The sequence below is a fragment of the Bradyrhizobium sp. SZCCHNRI3052 genome, from assembly GCF_032484895.1.
GTDB lineage: Bacteria > Pseudomonadota > Alphaproteobacteria > Rhizobiales > Xanthobacteraceae > Bradyrhizobium.
Genome location: NZ_JAUETW010000001.1, coordinates 625,855 through 640,169 on the forward strand (window position 1 = coordinate 625,855; position 14,315 = coordinate 640,169).

The 14,315-nt window shown below is 65.8% G+C and carries 12 protein-coding genes and 1 pseudogene; 6 read left to right on the forward strand and 7 right to left on the reverse strand.

Annotated elements, in window-relative coordinates:
* Positions 1–13 precede the first annotated feature (13 nt).
* The 3 genes and pseudogenes from prfB (at position 14) to QW887_RS02965 (ending at position 3,034) form a co-directional block, all read left to right on the forward strand.
* A protein-coding gene (gene prfB, locus QW887_RS02955) for a peptide chain release factor 2 (RefSeq protein ID WP_315712184.1) occupies positions 14–1,148 on the forward strand; the annotation gives its coding sequence in 2 pieces (ribosomal slippage) (positions 14–82 and positions 84–1,148; 1,134 coding nt in all).
* A pseudogene (locus QW887_RS02960) lies at positions 1,130–2,032 on the forward strand (NAD(P)-dependent oxidoreductase); the annotation flags it as partial. The gene prfB and the pseudogene QW887_RS02960, both read left to right, overlap by 19 nt.
* Before the next feature lie 78 nt (positions 2,033–2,110).
* The gene (locus QW887_RS02965) at positions 2,111–3,034 is read left to right on the forward strand and encodes a DMT family transporter (RefSeq protein ID WP_316194157.1); all 924 of its coding nucleotides are present in this window, start codon (positions 2,111–2,113) and stop codon (positions 3,032–3,034) included.
* Positions 3,035–3,049: 15 nt separating this feature from the next.
* On the opposite strand, the gene upp is transcribed toward QW887_RS02965, so the two are convergent.
* Together upp and QW887_RS02975 are read right to left on the reverse strand one after the other, a co-directional pair.
* A complete protein-coding gene (gene upp, locus QW887_RS02970) occupies positions 3,050–3,685 on the reverse strand; it encodes a uracil phosphoribosyltransferase (protein ID WP_315800151.1) in 636 nt (211 codons plus the stop codon).
* 53 nt (positions 3,686–3,738) lie between these two features.
* A complete protein-coding gene (locus QW887_RS02975) occupies positions 3,739–5,466 on the reverse strand; it encodes a cation:proton antiporter (protein ID WP_315826868.1) in 1,728 nt (575 codons plus the stop codon).
* Positions 5,467–5,491: 25 nt separating this feature from the next.
* Here QW887_RS02975 and QW887_RS02980 point away from each other — a divergent pair, with 25 nt between their 5' ends.
* On the forward strand, positions 5,492–6,046 hold the full coding sequence (locus QW887_RS02980) for a DUF3124 domain-containing protein (protein WP_316194158.1): 555 nt from the start codon (positions 5,492–5,494) through the stop codon (positions 6,044–6,046).
* A gap of 12 nt (positions 6,047–6,058) precedes the next feature.
* Here the strand turns inward: QW887_RS02980 and QW887_RS02985 are convergent, their stop codons facing one another.
* The 5 genes from QW887_RS02985 to QW887_RS03005 all read right to left on the reverse strand — a co-directional run bounded on the left by QW887_RS02985 (position 6,059) and on the right by QW887_RS03005 (position 12,901).
* The gene (locus QW887_RS02985; protein WP_316194159.1) at positions 6,059–8,209 is read right to left on the reverse strand and encodes a methyl-accepting chemotaxis protein; all 2,151 of its coding nucleotides are present in this window, start codon (positions 8,207–8,209) and stop codon (positions 6,059–6,061) included.
* A gap of 792 nt (positions 8,210–9,001) precedes the next feature.
* Entirely contained in the window at positions 9,002–9,436 is a 435-nt protein-coding gene (locus QW887_RS02990) for a GlcG/HbpS family heme-binding protein (RefSeq protein ID WP_315826871.1), read from the reverse strand.
* 35 nt (positions 9,437–9,471) lie between these two features.
* The gene (locus QW887_RS02995) at positions 9,472–10,131 is read right to left on the reverse strand and encodes a glutathione S-transferase family protein (protein ID WP_315751685.1); all 660 of its coding nucleotides are present in this window, start codon (positions 10,129–10,131) and stop codon (positions 9,472–9,474) included.
* A 114-nt stretch (positions 10,132–10,245) separates the two neighbouring features.
* Positions 10,246–11,715 carry a carotenoid oxygenase family protein gene (locus tag QW887_RS03000; RefSeq protein ID WP_315751684.1) on the reverse strand — a complete coding sequence of 490 codons (1,470 nt, stop codon included), beginning with the start codon at positions 11,713–11,715 and terminating at the stop codon, positions 10,246–10,248.
* A 25-nt stretch (positions 11,716–11,740) separates the two neighbouring features.
* Positions 11,741–12,901 carry an MFS transporter gene (locus QW887_RS03005; RefSeq protein ID WP_316194160.1) on the reverse strand — a complete coding sequence of 387 codons (1,161 nt, stop codon included), beginning with the start codon at positions 12,899–12,901 and terminating at the stop codon, positions 11,741–11,743.
* Positions 12,902–13,086: 185 nt separating this feature from the next.
* Here QW887_RS03005 and QW887_RS03010 point away from each other — a divergent pair, with 185 nt between their 5' ends.
* Entirely contained in the window at positions 13,087–14,034 is a 948-nt protein-coding gene (locus tag QW887_RS03010; RefSeq protein ID WP_316194161.1) for a LysR family transcriptional regulator, read from the forward strand.
* A 14-nt stretch (positions 14,035–14,048) separates the two neighbouring features.
* Positions 14,049–14,240 (forward strand): hypothetical protein, encoded by a 192-nt coding sequence (locus tag QW887_RS03015; protein WP_315712167.1) that lies wholly within the window; start codon positions 14,049–14,051, stop codon positions 14,238–14,240.
* The last annotated feature ends 75 nt before the right edge of the window (positions 14,241–14,315 follow it).

Below are 14,315 nucleotides of genomic sequence, written 5' to 3' on the forward strand. Positions count from 1 at the left end.
TGAAGAGAGCGACATGCGCGCGGAAATCGAGAAAATCGTAGAAGAGATCAAGCAGTCGGTCGGGCTGCTGAGGAGGCATCTTTGACGTCGAGACATCGACGGCAAGGCTGGCCGAGCTGAACAAGCTCGCCGAAGACCCCAATCTCTGGAACGACCCCCAAAAAGCTCAGCGGCTGATGCAGGAGCGGACCTCGCTGGAGGATTCGCTCACCGGCATTGGCAAGGTCGAACGTGAGCTCAGCGACAATATCGAGATGATCGAGCTTGGCGAGGCCGAGAACGATCCCGGTGTCGTCACTGAAGCCGAGAATGCGCTGAAGGAGCTGAAGAAGGAGGTCGCGCGGCGCGAGCTCGAGGCGCTCCTGTCCGGCGAGGCCGACAAGTTCGACACCTATCTCGAGGTCCATGCCGGCGCCGGCGGCACCGAGAGCCAGGACTGGGCGCAGATGCTGCTGCGCATGTACGCCCGATGGGCCGAGAAGCACGGTTTCAAGATCGAGTATCTCGAAGAATCGTTGGGCGAAGAGGCCGGCATCAAGTCGGCGACCATCCAGATCTCCGGGCATAATGCCTATGGTTGGCTGAAGACTGAAGCTGGCGTGCATCGCTTGGTCCGAATCTCTCCGTTCGATTCGAATGCACGCCGCCACACCTCGTTCTCTTCGGTGCAGATCTTCCCGGTCATCGACGACAGCATCAAGATCGACATCAAGGAGTCCGATGTCCGCGTCGACACCATGCGGTCCGGTGGCGCCGGCGGCCAGCACGTCAACAAGACCGAATCGGCGGTCCGGCTGACGCACATCCCAACCGGCGTTGCGGTGGTCTGTCAGGCTGGCCGGTCACAGCACAAGAACCGCGCCCAGGCCTGGGACATGCTGCGCGCACGTCTCTATGAGATCGAGCTGAAGAAGCGCGAGGAGAAAGCGGCGGCCGACCAGGCGGCCAAGACCGAGATCGGTTGGGGCCACCAGATCCGCTCCTACGTGCTGCAGCCGTATCAGATGGTGAAGGATCTGCGCACGGGCGTGCAGACGTCCGACACCGCCGGCGTGCTCGATGGCGATCTCGACGAGTTCATGGCGGCGACGCTGGCGCAGCGCGCGTTCGGCACGACGCCAGGCGCTGCGATCGAGGACGTCGATTGAGCGTGGCGCGCGTTGCCTTCATCGGGCTCGGGCGCATGGGCCATGGTATGGCCGGTCGTTATCTCGACGCAGGCTATTCCGTGGCGGTCTGGAATCGCAGCCGGGCGAAGGCGGAGGATCTGATCGCGCGCGGCGCGCGCTGGTCGACCTCGCCAGCTGATGCGGCAATCGATGCCGATGCGGTCGTGACGATGGTGGCTGATGACGACGCCTCGCGCGCGGTTTGGCTCGGGCCGGATGGCGCCGCGGCCACCATGCGGGTCGGCACGATCGCGATCGAATGCTCGACCGTATCGCGCGACCATGCGCTGCGTCTGTCGCGCGAGCTGGATGCGCGCGGCGTGACCTATCTCGACTGCCCGGTGACCGGGCTGCCCGACGCGGCCGCGAGCGGCAAGCTGACCTTGCTGGTCGGTGCCGACGCTGCCGATCTCGACCGCGCGCAGCCGTATCTGGCGCCGATCGGCTCGACCATTCGCCATTTCGGGCCCGTGGGCGCCGGGACAGTCTACAAGCTGATCAACAACCTGCTTGGCGCGATGCAGATCGCAGGTCTTGCGGAGGGGCTCGCAATCGCCGAGCAGGCCGGCCTCGACATGAAGCTCGTGTTGGAGGCGATCCAGAGCGGCGTCGCGGCGAGCCCCCAGGTTCTGCGCCACGCGCCGCGCATGATCGCGCGCAACTTCGCCGATGCAAGCTTCACCGCGGCGCTCCGTCACAAGGATGCAGCCTATGCGCTGCAGCTCGCCGAGCAGCTACTTGATGAGCGTCCCATCATGGCCCAGGCAGCCGTCGATGCTTATGCGCGGACGAAGGCGGCGATGCCGGATGAGGACGAAGGCCGCATGATCGAGCTGGTGTCGCGGCCGAGATCCATGCCGTAGGCACACCAGCGGAAAGCGGGTGGACGGCGCGAGGCTTCGCCTGCAAGGCTCGCGCGGATGAAACAGCGGTTTGCGGCGATGACATCCCAGATCGAGAGCATGGACGCGCGGGACTGGTCGCTGCTCTGCCTGCTCTCGCTGCTGTGGAGCGGATCGTTCATCTTCAACGGCCTCGCCTTGAAGGAACTGCCCCCGCTGACGCTGGTGCTGCTGCGCATCGTGCTGGCGGCGGCGATTCTGCTGCCGGTGGCGCGACTGCGCGGGCTCGGCTTTCCCCAGGGGGTTGTCGGCTGGCTGCCGTTCCTTGCCGTGGCGCTGTTCAACAATGTCGTGCCATTCTGCCTGATCGTGATCGGCCAGACGTTCATCACCTCCGGCCTTGCTGCCGTCCTCAATGCGACGACGCCGCTGTTCACAATCGTGGTGATGGCCGCCGCGGGAGAGGAAAGGCTGTCGGCCCGGCGGGCAGCGGGTCTGGTCGTCGGCCTCGTCGGGGTCGTGATCCTGCGGGGCGGACCGGGGCTCGGCGGCTCGGCGGGCGGCTACGGCATTCTGTTCGGTCTTGGCGCGTCGCTCAGCTACGGCATCGCCGCGCTGCTGGTGCGCCGCCATCTCGCCCATTCGCCGCCGCTTGCAACCGCCACCTTCCAGCTCTCGGCGTCCAGCGTGATGATGCTGATGGTCGCCGGCGCGGTCGACCAGCCCTGGCGTCTCCCGCTTCCCGGACTGCAGACCTGGGTCGCGGTCATAAGCCTTGCGGCGCTGTCGACGGCGTTCGCCTATATCGTGTTCTTCCAAATCCTGCGCCGCTCCGGAGCGACCAACGTGATGCTGGTGACGTTGTTGATCCCGTTGACGACGATCCTGCTCGGGTCGCTGGTGCTCGGCGAAAGCATCTCGTTGGGAGAGATCAGCGGCGCGCTGGTGATCGGGAGTGCGCTGCTGGTGATCGACGGTCGCATCTTCAGCGTCATTCGCCCTTCACCGCGACCGTCCTGCTGAACTGCACGCGCACGATCACTTCGTGCCGAACATCCGATCGCCGGCATCGCCCAGACCGGGCACGATGTAGGCGTGGTCATTCAGCTTCTCGTCGATCGCCGCGGTCCAGATCGGGATGTCCGGATGCTCCTTCTCGAACTTGGCGATGCCTTCCGGTGCCGCCAGCAGGCAGACGAAACGGATGTCGCGGGCGCCGCGCGTCTTGAGCAGCTCGGCAGCCGCGCAGGCGGAGTTGCCGGTCGCGAGCATCGGGTCCATCAGGATCACCGTGCGGTCGCTCAGGTCCTGCGGCGCCTTGAAGTAATACTCGACGGCCTGCAGCGTGTTGGGATCGCGGTAGAGCCCGATGTGGGCGATGCGCGCGGACGGCATCAGCGCCAGCATGCCGTCGAGGAAGCCGACGCCGGCGCGCAGGATTGGCGCAAGCGTCAGCTTCTTGCCGGCGATCTTCGGCGCCTTCATCGGCGCGATCGGCGTTTCGATGTCGACCAGCTCGAGCGGCAGGTCGCGCGTGACCTCGTAGGCCAGCAGCATGCCGATCTCGTTCAACAGCTCACGGAAGCCCTTGGTCGAGCGGTCACGCTCGCGCATCAAGGAGAGCTTGTGCTGGACCAGCGGGTGATCGACGACGTGAACGCTCGTGTTTGCCATGATTCAAGTCCAGCAGGATCGCAGGTTCTGTGGGAGATGGATGCGTGCCAGGCTCATGGCAGCACCTCGCGGCGGTCGGCGAGCATCGTCTCCGCCTGGCTGCGGCGCTCGGAGAGGAGCCCGGCGCTGACGTCCTGGATCAGGTTGAGCAGCACCTGCGCATCGCTGAGCCGCGGCACGGTCACGTAGTCGGCGCCGGCAGCGTAGAGGTCGTTGACGTCGGCGAGCAGGTCGGCGGTCGCGATGATCTTGGCCGATGCATTGATGCTGCGGACATGGCGCACCAGCTTTTCGTTATTGGCACCCTTGAGCAGCGAATCCGGGATGCTCAGGATGATCAGCTCGGCCTGGCCCACCCCCGCATGAATCAGCGTGTCGACGTTGCTGATGTCGCCATAGGTCACCTGGATGCCGCGATCGGACAAGGTTCGGAATACGACGGGGTTGAAATCGACCACGCCGATCTGCTCCAGCAGCGCTGGCTCGTTGCGCTCGATCTCGCTGAGCAGGGCGCTTGCCGTGCGGAAGAATCCGAGGAGAACGATCGGCCGTCCGGCGCCGTGTCCGCCCTCATGTCCGGCCTCGCCATCCTTGCTTGCATCGAGGTCGCGCAGACCGATCCGCTTGAGCAGCGGGATACTTCGCCGCGCGATCGGATCGGAGCGTACGATGACGAAGGTCGAGAGCACGGCGAGCAGCACGAAAGCAAAGGACGCTGCGCTCGACGTGCCGTTCTTGAGGTGCCCGGCGGCGGCGCCGGTCTGGATCACCACCAGCGAGAATTCGCTGATCTGGGCGAGGTTGAGCGCCGGCAGCAGGCTGGCACGCAGGCCCTGCCGCATCATGTAGAGCGGCGTGAACGTCGTGAGCAGCCGGCTCGCCACCGTGAACAGCGCGATCACGAGCGCCAGCCCCACCACGGACATCGTCGGGATCGGGATCGTCATGCCGAGCGCGACGAAGAACAGCGTGATGAAGAAATCGCGCAACGTCGTGACCTTGGCGGTGACGTCGAGCGCGTAGGGGAAGGTCGACAGCGAGACGCCCGCGACCAGCGAGCCCATCTCGCGCGACAGGTGCAGCCTTTCAGCGATCTCGCCGATCAGGAAGCACCAGGCCAGCGCGCCGAGCAGGATCAGCTCCGGAGTACGCGCGATGCGATGGAACACCGGCGGCAAGACGTAGCGGCTGAGGAGCAGGGCGATCGCGACCAGTGTGCCGGCGCGGGCGAACGACAGCAGGATCACGCTGACATGGAGGTCGTCGAGGCTCGGCTGCACCGCCAGGAACAGGATCGCGAACACGTCCTGCAGCACGAGCACGCCGAGCGTGATGCGGCCGGGCAGGGTGTCGAGCTCGCGCTTCTCGTACAGCACCTTGACGATGATGACGGTCGAGGACAGCGCGCAGGCGACGCAGAGATAGAGTGCGTCGTAGCTCTCGGCGCCCATCCGCATGCCGATCGCGACGAAGAACAGGATGCCGAGCGCGGCACCCCCGAGCAGTTGGACCCCACCGGCGATCAGAATCACCGGGCCGGCACGGATGATCTTCTTGAGGTCGATCTCGAGCCCGATCATGAACAGCATGAAGATCAGGCCGAGCTCGGAGATCACCGAAATCGACTCCTGGGACTTGACCCAGCCGGTGCCGAAGGGGCCAATGGCGAAGCCCGCGACCAGATAAGCGAGAATCGAGGGCTGGCGCCATCTATGTGCCGCCAGTCCAAGCACCCACGCAAACAGGATGCAGAGCGTGATGTCGCCGATCAGTTCATGCATGAAGCAACCCCCAAGGCGGCAACTTATGTCGTGCCGCCGCGCAAGGAAACCCGCAATCTGTCACATCCGGACGGGCGCATTCGCGCTGCTGCTCATCGCAGCTGTTGCGGCCGGCGCGGCGCAGGCCGCCGACGACGTGACCACCGCTTTCGCGAGCTCGCTGACGCCAGTTCCGGCGGAGCCCGTCACGGTCACGGGCGCCGTCTATGTCCCCGTCTATTCCAGCGTCGCGATGACCCCGGGCCGGGTCCAGGCCGATTTCTCGGTGACGCTGAGCATCCACAACGCCTCCGAGCAGCGGCCGCTGATCGTCCGGCGCATCAACTATTACGATACGGCTGGCACGCTGGTGGAGGCGCATCTGCACGAGCCCGTCGCCTTGAGGCCGTTCGCGACCGTCGAGGTCTTCGTGCCCATCAAGGACACCCGCGGCGGCACCGGCGCCAATTTCGTCATCGACTGGGCCGCGACCGGTGAGATCGCCGAGCCCGTCGTCGAGGCGCTGATGGTCGGCGGCATCGGCGCCGGCCATTACGCCTTCATCAGTCAGGGCCGCCCGATCCGGCTGACCGGGCGGTGAGCGCGGGGCGGCTCAGGCCGCCCGCACGTTGCCGAGGAATCGGTCGACCTCCTGCCGCAGCCGGTCGCTCTCCCGCGACAGCGACTGCGCCGCCGACAGCACGTTGCCCGAAGCAGAGCCGGTCTGCGAGGCGCCGCGCTGGACGTCGACGATGTTGGTGTTGACCTCGGTGGTGCCGCGCGACGCTTCCTGGATGTTGCGCGAGATCTCCTGCGTCGCCGCGCCCTGCTGCTCGACGGCGGCGGCGATGGTCGAGGAGATTTCCGACAGCCGCTCGATCGTCGTGCTGATCTCGCGGATCGCCGACACCGATTCCTGTGTCGCTGCCTGGATGCCCGAGATCTGCTGGGCGATCTCACCGGTGGCCTTCGAGGTCTGCTCGGCGAGCGCCTTGACCTCGGACGCGACCACGGCGAAGCCGCGGCCGGCATCGCCGGCGCGCGCCGCCTCGATGGTGGCGTTCAGCGCCAGCAGGTTGGTCTGGCCGGCGATGGTGTTGATCAGTTCGACCACGTCGCCGATCCTCGCGGCTGCCTTCGAGAGCTCGTTGACGCGGTCGTTGGTGGTGCGCGCCTGATCGACGGCGCCGTTGGCGATGCGCGCCGATTCCTGCACCTGGCGGCTGATCTCGGTCACCGACGAGGTCAGTTCCTCGGTGGCCGAGGCGACCGACTGCACGTTCGTCGCGGCCTGCTCGGACGCGGCGGCCACGGTGGTGGCGAGCTCCTGCGAGCGCGTCGCGGTCGAGGTCAGCGTGCCGGCGGACGTCTCGAGCTGCGACGAGGCCGAGGACACCGTCTGCACGATGCCGCCGATCGCGCTTTCGAATTCGCTGGCGAGCTTGTTCATTCCGGCCTTGCGCTTGACCTCGGCCGAGTGCTGCACGGCCTTCACTTCCTCGCTGTTGAAACGGACGATCGCCTGCACGGTCTGCAGGTTGCGCAGCGCCTCGCCGAGCTCGTCGTCGCGCTCCACCGGAATGCGGTTGTCGAGCTTGCCGGCGGCGATGTTCTGCATGGCGTCGTTGAGCACCTTGAGCGGCCGCAGCACCGCGCGGATGCTCTGCAGGCTGAACGTAGCGCCGATTCCGATACCGGCCAGGATCATCACAGAAATGATCGCGAGCACCACCAGATATTGTCTCTCGGCCTCCTCGTAGAGCGCCTTGCCTTCCTTCACCTGGATCTGAACGAGCTTGTCGAGTTCGTGCTTGGCGGCCTCGAACAGATCATGCCCCTTGGTGGCGATATGCTGGCTCGCCTCGTCGAACTTGCCCTGCTCGAGCAGAGCCAATCCCGGCCTGATGCCTTCCTCCAGATAGGCCTTGCGCTTGATCGCGAAGGCATCGGCGACGATCTTCTCCTCCGGCGTCAGGTAGCTCGCCATGTAGTCGGCCCAGACCTTGGTGATCCTGGCGCTGTTTCCGTCCACCAGCGCCCTGATGCCGTCGATCGGTTTTCCGGCCTTGCCGTTCGCCGCCGCAGACTGTTGCGACGACATGTTCTGCAAGGTGCGATCGTTGATCTCGAGCAATTGCGCCAGCGGGATCGTGCGATCCTCGTACAGCGACTTCATGGCGACGTTGGTGGAGCGGGTCGACAGCAGGCCGGCCGCGCCGATGATCAGCATGAACACGCCCAGCACCGCGGCCAAGGTCATCAGGCGCGCCCTGAGCGTACCCGTGAAGAGCGACAGGCGGTCGAACACCGAGCGGCGGCGGATGACGCCCGCGCTGATCGCGTAGCCCTGCGCCTTGTTCTGATTCAACAGCCCGTAGACCTTCTCGGCCTCGGCGCGCTGCTCGGCCGGCAGCTTGGTGCGGATGGAGGTGTAGCCCGTGATCCGGCCGTTCTCGCGGATGGGGGATGCGCTCGCCAGTACCCAGTAGAAGTCACCGTTCTTGCGGCGGTTCTTGACGGCGCCGGCCCACGGCTTGCCTTGCTTCAGCGTGTCCCAGAGATTGGCGAATGCGGCCTCCGGCATGTCGGGGTGGCGGATGATGTTGTGCGGCTGGCCCATCAGCTCGTCGGGGGTGAAGCCGGCGGCATCGACGAACTGGTCGTTGAAGTAGGTCAGCTTGCCCTTCAGATCGGTGCGCGAGACGATCAGCGTCTCGTCGGTGATCGGGTATTCGTTGTGGGTGACAGGCAGATTTTTGCGCACGGTATGACTCCAAATTGTCCCACCTGCATGCGGACACTGGATGCAGAGTTTCAGATCACCGCCTAGAAGGCGCCGACTCCTTAAAAGTTGCGTAAAACCTAGGCACCGTACGACTACGCACTGCTCATAAAGGTTGCAATTTGTATGGAATGCTCGCTCTCGCGCGCAAGTATGTGATTCAGCGTGCAGAAAGAGCTCCCGCGGCGCGGTGCACCCGGGGTTTTCGGCAGCGCCCCCTCGACGCGAGGGTGCAGGGAATGCCGGGTGAAGGCCTCACCCATGGCCCGCCTGCGAGAAGAATGCAGGCGGCAGGTACCACAGGCAAAGCCGTAACCGGCATTCCCTGCGCGATGGTTTTAACAACTTATACGCGATCTCCCCGGGGACCGGCTTTCTTGCCCCCGTCATCCGCGCCAGCGCATCTGCACCGGCACGAACTTGGCGCCAGCATCGGGGCGCCAGGACCACGCGACTTCATCGTCCGCGACCGCCATGCCCGTCGTGCATCGCAGCCCGCGTCCACCGCATCCCGCCCCAACGTCCGTGACGACGCGTACGCCCCTCGCAGAGAGGGCAGGATGGGGGGATCATACATGATTTCTGGAAAAACGAAATAACAAAATCGCGTGGGAGAATTCGGATGAGGGAGTTGCTGCCGGGCGTGGTCCTCCCCTTCAGCCGAATGATGGGCACCCGCCCGCGGTGGGGCCGGCCACGTCTTCGTGCTCCCGGCCAAGCGATGATCAGCCGCGTGGACCGTTTCGGCGGTCCGCTTGGCCGTTCTTCACCGGTTCACGCGCCGGGCGGCTCTTCCGTTCGAAAGCCCGCCGCGGCGATGCCGGCGATCGCGCAGGCTTCGTCATTGTCGCCGAGATCGCCGGAGATGCCGACGGCGCCGAGCACCTGCCTGTCCGGTCCGAGCACCAGGACGCCGCCGGGCGAGGCGACGAGGCGGCCGCCGGTCGTGGCTGATAGCATCGTGAAGAATGTCGGCATGTTGCCGGCGCGACGGCTCAGCTCGCGTGATCCGAAGCCCATGCCGAGCGAGCCGAAGGCCTTGCCGAAGGCGATGTCGAAGCGGACGATGCCGGCGCCGTCCTCGCGCTGATAGGCGATCAGGTGTCCGCCTGGATCGAGCACGGCGACCGCGAGCGGCGCGAGGTTCTTCGCACGCGCTTCGCGCAGCGCGGCGTCGATGATGATCACTGCGTCGGCGAGCATCAGCATGATGTGCGGTTCCTCATTCAATCTGCGATAGTGCCTCAGACGAACATCGCGAGGATGCCGAGAGGGTTCTCGGGCCGCGGAACGCGGAAACTGATCGTCTTCCAGTCCGCAGCGGCCGGCCGTTCCAGGCAGCGATCGAGCCAGCGGTCGACATGGGGCCATGGTGACATGTCGAGCGTGCCGAGCCGGGCCAGCGTCATGACGGCGGCGACATTCAGGTCGGCCACGGTGAAGCGGCCGCTGACGAGATAGGGCCTCTCGGTGAGATGCCGATCGAGGACCGCCAGCGGACGGCCGAGCTTGGTGAGCGCGATCCCGAGCTCGTCGGCATCGCGCTTGTCGGCATCGAACAGGACGCGATTGGCTGCGGCGAGAAGCAGGGGCTTCTCGATCTCGGTCACGACCCAGAAGCTCCACTGGGTGACGAGGGCGTCTTCTTCCAGGGTGGCCGGAGAAAGGTCGCTGCGGTAGCGGCGCGCCAAATGAAGGTTGATCGCGAGCGACTCGAACAGGCGGATCTCGTCGGAGACGAACGCGGGCACGCGTCCGTTGGGATTGATCTTCAGGAAGTCCGGCGTGTGGGTGCTGCCGTCGGTGAAGCCGGTCGGAACGTGCTCGAAGTCGAGCGCGAGCTCCTTCAGCATCCAGGCGCAGCGATGCGCGCGCGAGTGCATCGAGCCGTACAGACGTATCATGGTGTTTCCCCGGTTGTGACAGGCCTGCTGCGAGGCTCTTTGTCATTGGAGTGTTTGTCGTTCAGCGCGAGGCGCTGGCGGATCCGCGGCTGGCGCCTCCGGTGGCCGGATGCGTTAAAGGACGTCGGCGTTCACCCAGATGCCGTGGAAACCCTCGTGCACCCGGCACGGGAAGCGGATTGTCGCAATGGGGCCGGCCGACAGATTGCGTGCGTCGAGGATGACGAGATCGGTGCGGTTCTCCGCCCGCCGTCCGACGATGCTGAGCAGCCAGCCGTCGCCCTCGGCTGCGTGCGCGCTGCGGGGAACGAAGCATGGCTCCTCGGGCGAGCTCTCGGGGCCGGCGTAGTAGAAGTCGAGCTTGCCTGTCTCCTCGTCGAAATGTCCGAGGCAGGTGAAGGGCGGTCCCTTGGGGCCGAAGGGCAGCATCGGGCCGAGCTTGGGATTGTTGGTGCCGAACCAGAAGTGCCGGACGCGGGCCATCGCGAAGCGCTGGTCGATGACCGGCATCTCGCCGATGTGTCCGATGAAGCGCGAGATGTCGATGGCGCCAGATGCACTCGACAGATCGATCGTCCAACGTTCGCCGAAGGGCGGCAGCTCCTTGGCCTCGGGATCGCGGATGTCCGGGAACTGGCTGAGCCAGCCGGACTCCGTGACGAACTGGTCGAGCACCAGGCGGCTGCCGTGCTCCCAGGCGTTGAAGGTGTGGGTCTGCATCGCGAGCTTCGGCGCGGTGAACCAGCGGATGCCGGCCACGCCCTGCCGGCGCGGGATCACGGCGACATGGGTCTGCCTGTGGCTGTCCCAATGCCAATAGGGCTCGCCCTTCCTGACGCGATCCCAGTCGCAGACCATCGGGCAGATCACAAAGGCGATGTAGTTGCGTGATACCAGGAAGTCGTGGACCATCGAGCAGTAGGGCGCGGTGAAGCGCTCGGTGCGGGTGAACTCGCCGTCCGGCGCGATGGTGTAGAGCTCGATGTCATTGCTGGCCGTGCCCTCGCAATTATAGGCGAACGCGATGCACTCGCCGGTGAGCGGGTCCATCTTGGGATGGGCGGTGAAGGTGCGGCTCCGGAGCTGGCCGCCGAAATCGGTCTCGCCACGGGTCTCCAGCGTGACCGGATCGAGCTCGTAGGGGCGGCCGGATTCCTTCAGGGCATAGAGCTTGCCATGGTGCCACATCACCGAGGTGTTGGCGGTGTTGGCATCCTCGCCCGCCACCTCGGGTGAATCGGTGAACGGATTGCGATAGGCGCCGAACAGCGCCTTGCGCGCCTGCCGCTCGATCAGGAACTTGCGGGTACGGACGTAGCGCATCGCCAGATCGGCATGACCGTTCTGGATGCGGACCATGTGCACCATGCCGTCGCCGTTGAGGAAGATGTCCTTGCCCAGCAGAGGCGGGTAGGTGTGGTCGGCGCTGTTGCGGTAGTAGACGCCTTCCAGCCCCGCCGGAATGCGGCCGATCACCTCGAGGTCGTGCACCTCGCCTTCGATCCGCACCGGAGCTGCATAGCCGGAGAACACGATATCCTGCGGAAACTCCAGGCCGTTGTGCTGCGTGACGTGTTTGTTCATGGGACTCTCCTTGGGGGCAGGGGGCTCAGGCGGAGCGCAGCATGGCCGGTGATGCGGCGGTGCGTGCCTTGAAGGTCAGCATCAGGACGACGGCGAGCGTGGATATCGTTCCGGCCACGTAGCTCAGGCCGCCGTAGCCCAGGCTCTCCACGATCGCGCCGGCGACGGCGGGTCCCGCGGCCGATCCGATCATCATCATCGCCGGTGTCGCCGCGACTGCGCGCCGGCTCGGGTCGATCTGCGACAGCAGTCCGAACAGGAACGTGTGGGTGAAGATCACGATCGAGACGTAGGGGATCGCAAAGGCCGCGTAGGTCGAGAAGCCCTGGGCATTGACGATCACGAAAGCCAGCATGGCCTGCAGCAGCGGGCCGGCAATGCCGATCGCGATCGGCGACAGGCGTCGTTGCAGGGCCGCCGCCAGCGCGCCGGGAAGCAGGTTGATGAAGCCGACGGCGATCAGAACCTTGGTGACGTCGTCCTGCGACAGCCCCTTGTGATGGCCGATGCGCTCCAGGAAGGAGAAAACGAGCGACTGGTTGAAGGCGAGGCAGATCACGACGGCGATGATCAGCCAGGCTCGGCCGGGCATCGCGTGCAGCATCTCGCCGCCGGTCTCGGCGGCGGCGACGGAGCGCGGGAAGCCGAGAGAGGCCAGGAGCGCCGCGACCGCCATGCTGGCTGCGAACACCGCGAACAGCAGGCGCGGGCTGATCGCATGGATCAGGGCCGGCACGGTGGCGAAGAAGGCGACGCTGAAGACGGCGAGCGCGACATTGGCGAGGCCGAACAGGCGGTGCGGATTGTCGGTACGGCCCATCGTGCCGTGCGTCATCGACAAGGCGGCACCGGCTGCGAGGCCCGCGATGGCGTGGATGATCGGCAGAACCCAGAATGGCACCAGCTCTGGCGGCCTGCCGGCGAGATAGCCGAACGCCGCAGCGGCCACGATGAAGCCGCCGACCACGATGCTGCGCGCGTCGAGCCGCGCGAACGATCGCGCGGTCACCAGGCTCGCGAGCACGATGCCCGCCAGGAAGCTGGTGACGGTCGCACCCGCCTGCGCGGGCGACAGACCGTAGAATTCGATGAACGTTCCGACCCAGACCGGCAGCGCCACCAGGTCCAGCATGCCGGCTACGTGGCACGTGGCGAGCACGACTCCACCCGAGCTCGATCGGCTCATGTTTCCCTCCCCGTGAACGGACCAGTCGCGGGGGCCCCTTGGCCCGGGCTTTCGCGCCCTCTGCCGACGCTGGTCCGAGCACACGCTAGGTCGAACCCGTGATCCGGCAAAATCGATTGAATTGCGCATCGTCATCGATACGATCGATACCAAGTGACAAGTCCAGGGGAAGGGAGCGCGCTGCGATGCGGCTGGACAGGTTCGATCTCAATCTGCTGGTGGCGCTCGACGCGCTGCTCGACGAGCGCAACGTCACGCGGGCTGCGGATCGCCTCCGGCTCGGTCAATCCGCGACCAGCGCCGCGCTGGCGCGTCTGCGCGAGTTCTTCGAGGACGAGTTGTTGACCCAGGTCGGACGGCAGTTCGAGCTGACGCCGCTCGCCCAGGCGCTGGTCGAGCCGGTCAAGGACACGCTCGTTCGTGCGCGCGCCGCGATCAGCACGAGGCCGGACTTCGATCCCTCGACGATCAGCCGCACGTTCCGAATCTGTGCATCCGACTACGCGACCTATGTGCTGGTGTCGCGAGTGGCGATCGCGCTCGCGCAGCGCGCGAGCGGATTCCAGCTCGAGATCGCGCATCTGCCCAAGCATGTCGAGCAGGTGTTCGGGCTCGGCGACATCGACCTGCTGATATTGCCCGAGCAGTATGCATCACGGATAGCGCATCCGCAGACGCATCTGCTGTCGGACGATCATGTCTGCATGATGTGCCGGGAGCGGCCGTTGCGGCGTGGCAAGCTGTCCGAGGACGATTATTTCGCGGCCGATCACGTCAACGTCCGCCTCGGCGAAGCCGGCACCTTCTCGTTCGAGGAATTGTTCTTCCCGCGCGCCGGCCGGCCGCGAAAGATTGCCTGTACGGTCGATTCCTACTGCCTCCTGCCCAGGATGTTGTGCGGGACGGACCGGATCGCGACACTGCATCGGCTGCTCGCGCAGGATCTGGCGCTGCATTATCCCGTGAAGTTCGTCGGCTTCCCGTTCGAGATTCCGCGCCTGAACGAGTCCATGATCTGGCCCTCGTTCAGGGATCAGGACCCCAGCCACAAATTCCTGCGCCAGGTGTTCGCCGAATGCGCGGCGCAGATTGCGTCCGAAGGCCGGAGCAAGGCACGCGCGTCGCGCAAATGACCGGATGTTGTCTCGTGCCCGCGGTCGGCGACCATTCCGACCTGCTGCTCGGCGCGATCACGGTGAGGGATCTGGCCTTGCGCAAGGCGCTCAAGGATGTGCTGGTGCGGCTCAGCATCGGCGTCTCGCAGGACGAGGCGGCGCTGGAGCCGGGCGAGTTGTGGGAAGATTTGTCGCGCTTTGTCGATGCGCTCGGCGCGGCGTGAGCCGGTCGGGTCCGGGCGCGGCCGGGCCAGCCATGGGCGGCCTCGGCGGCCGGTATCCCGGAATTGTCCGGTGTC

Bases quoted from the DNA above. Each gene is read 5' to 3' on its own strand.
- QW887_RS02965 (WP_316194157.1), top strand. From the start codon at position 2,111: ATGACATCCCAGATCGAGAGCATGGACGCGCGGGACTGGTCGCTGCTC.
- upp (WP_315800151.1), bottom strand. From the start codon at position 3,685: ATGGCAAACACGAGCGTTCACGTCGTCGATCACCCGCTGGTCCAGCAC.
- QW887_RS02975 (WP_315826868.1), bottom strand. From the start codon at position 5,466: ATGCATGAACTGATCGGCGACATCACGCTCTGCATCCTGTTTGCGTGG.
- QW887_RS02980 (WP_316194158.1), top strand. From the start codon at position 5,492: ATGTCGTGCCGCCGCGCAAGGAAACCCGCAATCTGTCACATCCGGACG.
- QW887_RS02990 (WP_315826871.1), bottom strand. From the start codon at position 9,436: ATGCTGATGCTCGCCGACGCAGTGATCATCATCGACGCCGCGCTGCGC.
- QW887_RS02995 (WP_315751685.1), bottom strand. From the start codon at position 10,131: ATGATACGTCTGTACGGCTCGATGCACTCGCGCGCGCATCGCTGCGCC.
- QW887_RS03000 (WP_315751684.1), bottom strand. From the start codon at position 11,715: ATGAACAAACACGTCACGCAGCACAACGGCCTGGAGTTTCCGCAGGAT.
- QW887_RS03005 (WP_316194160.1), bottom strand. From the start codon at position 12,901: ATGAGCCGATCGAGCTCGGGTGGAGTCGTGCTCGCCACGTGCCACGTA.
- QW887_RS03010 (WP_316194161.1), top strand. From the start codon at position 13,087: ATGCGGCTGGACAGGTTCGATCTCAATCTGCTGGTGGCGCTCGACGCG.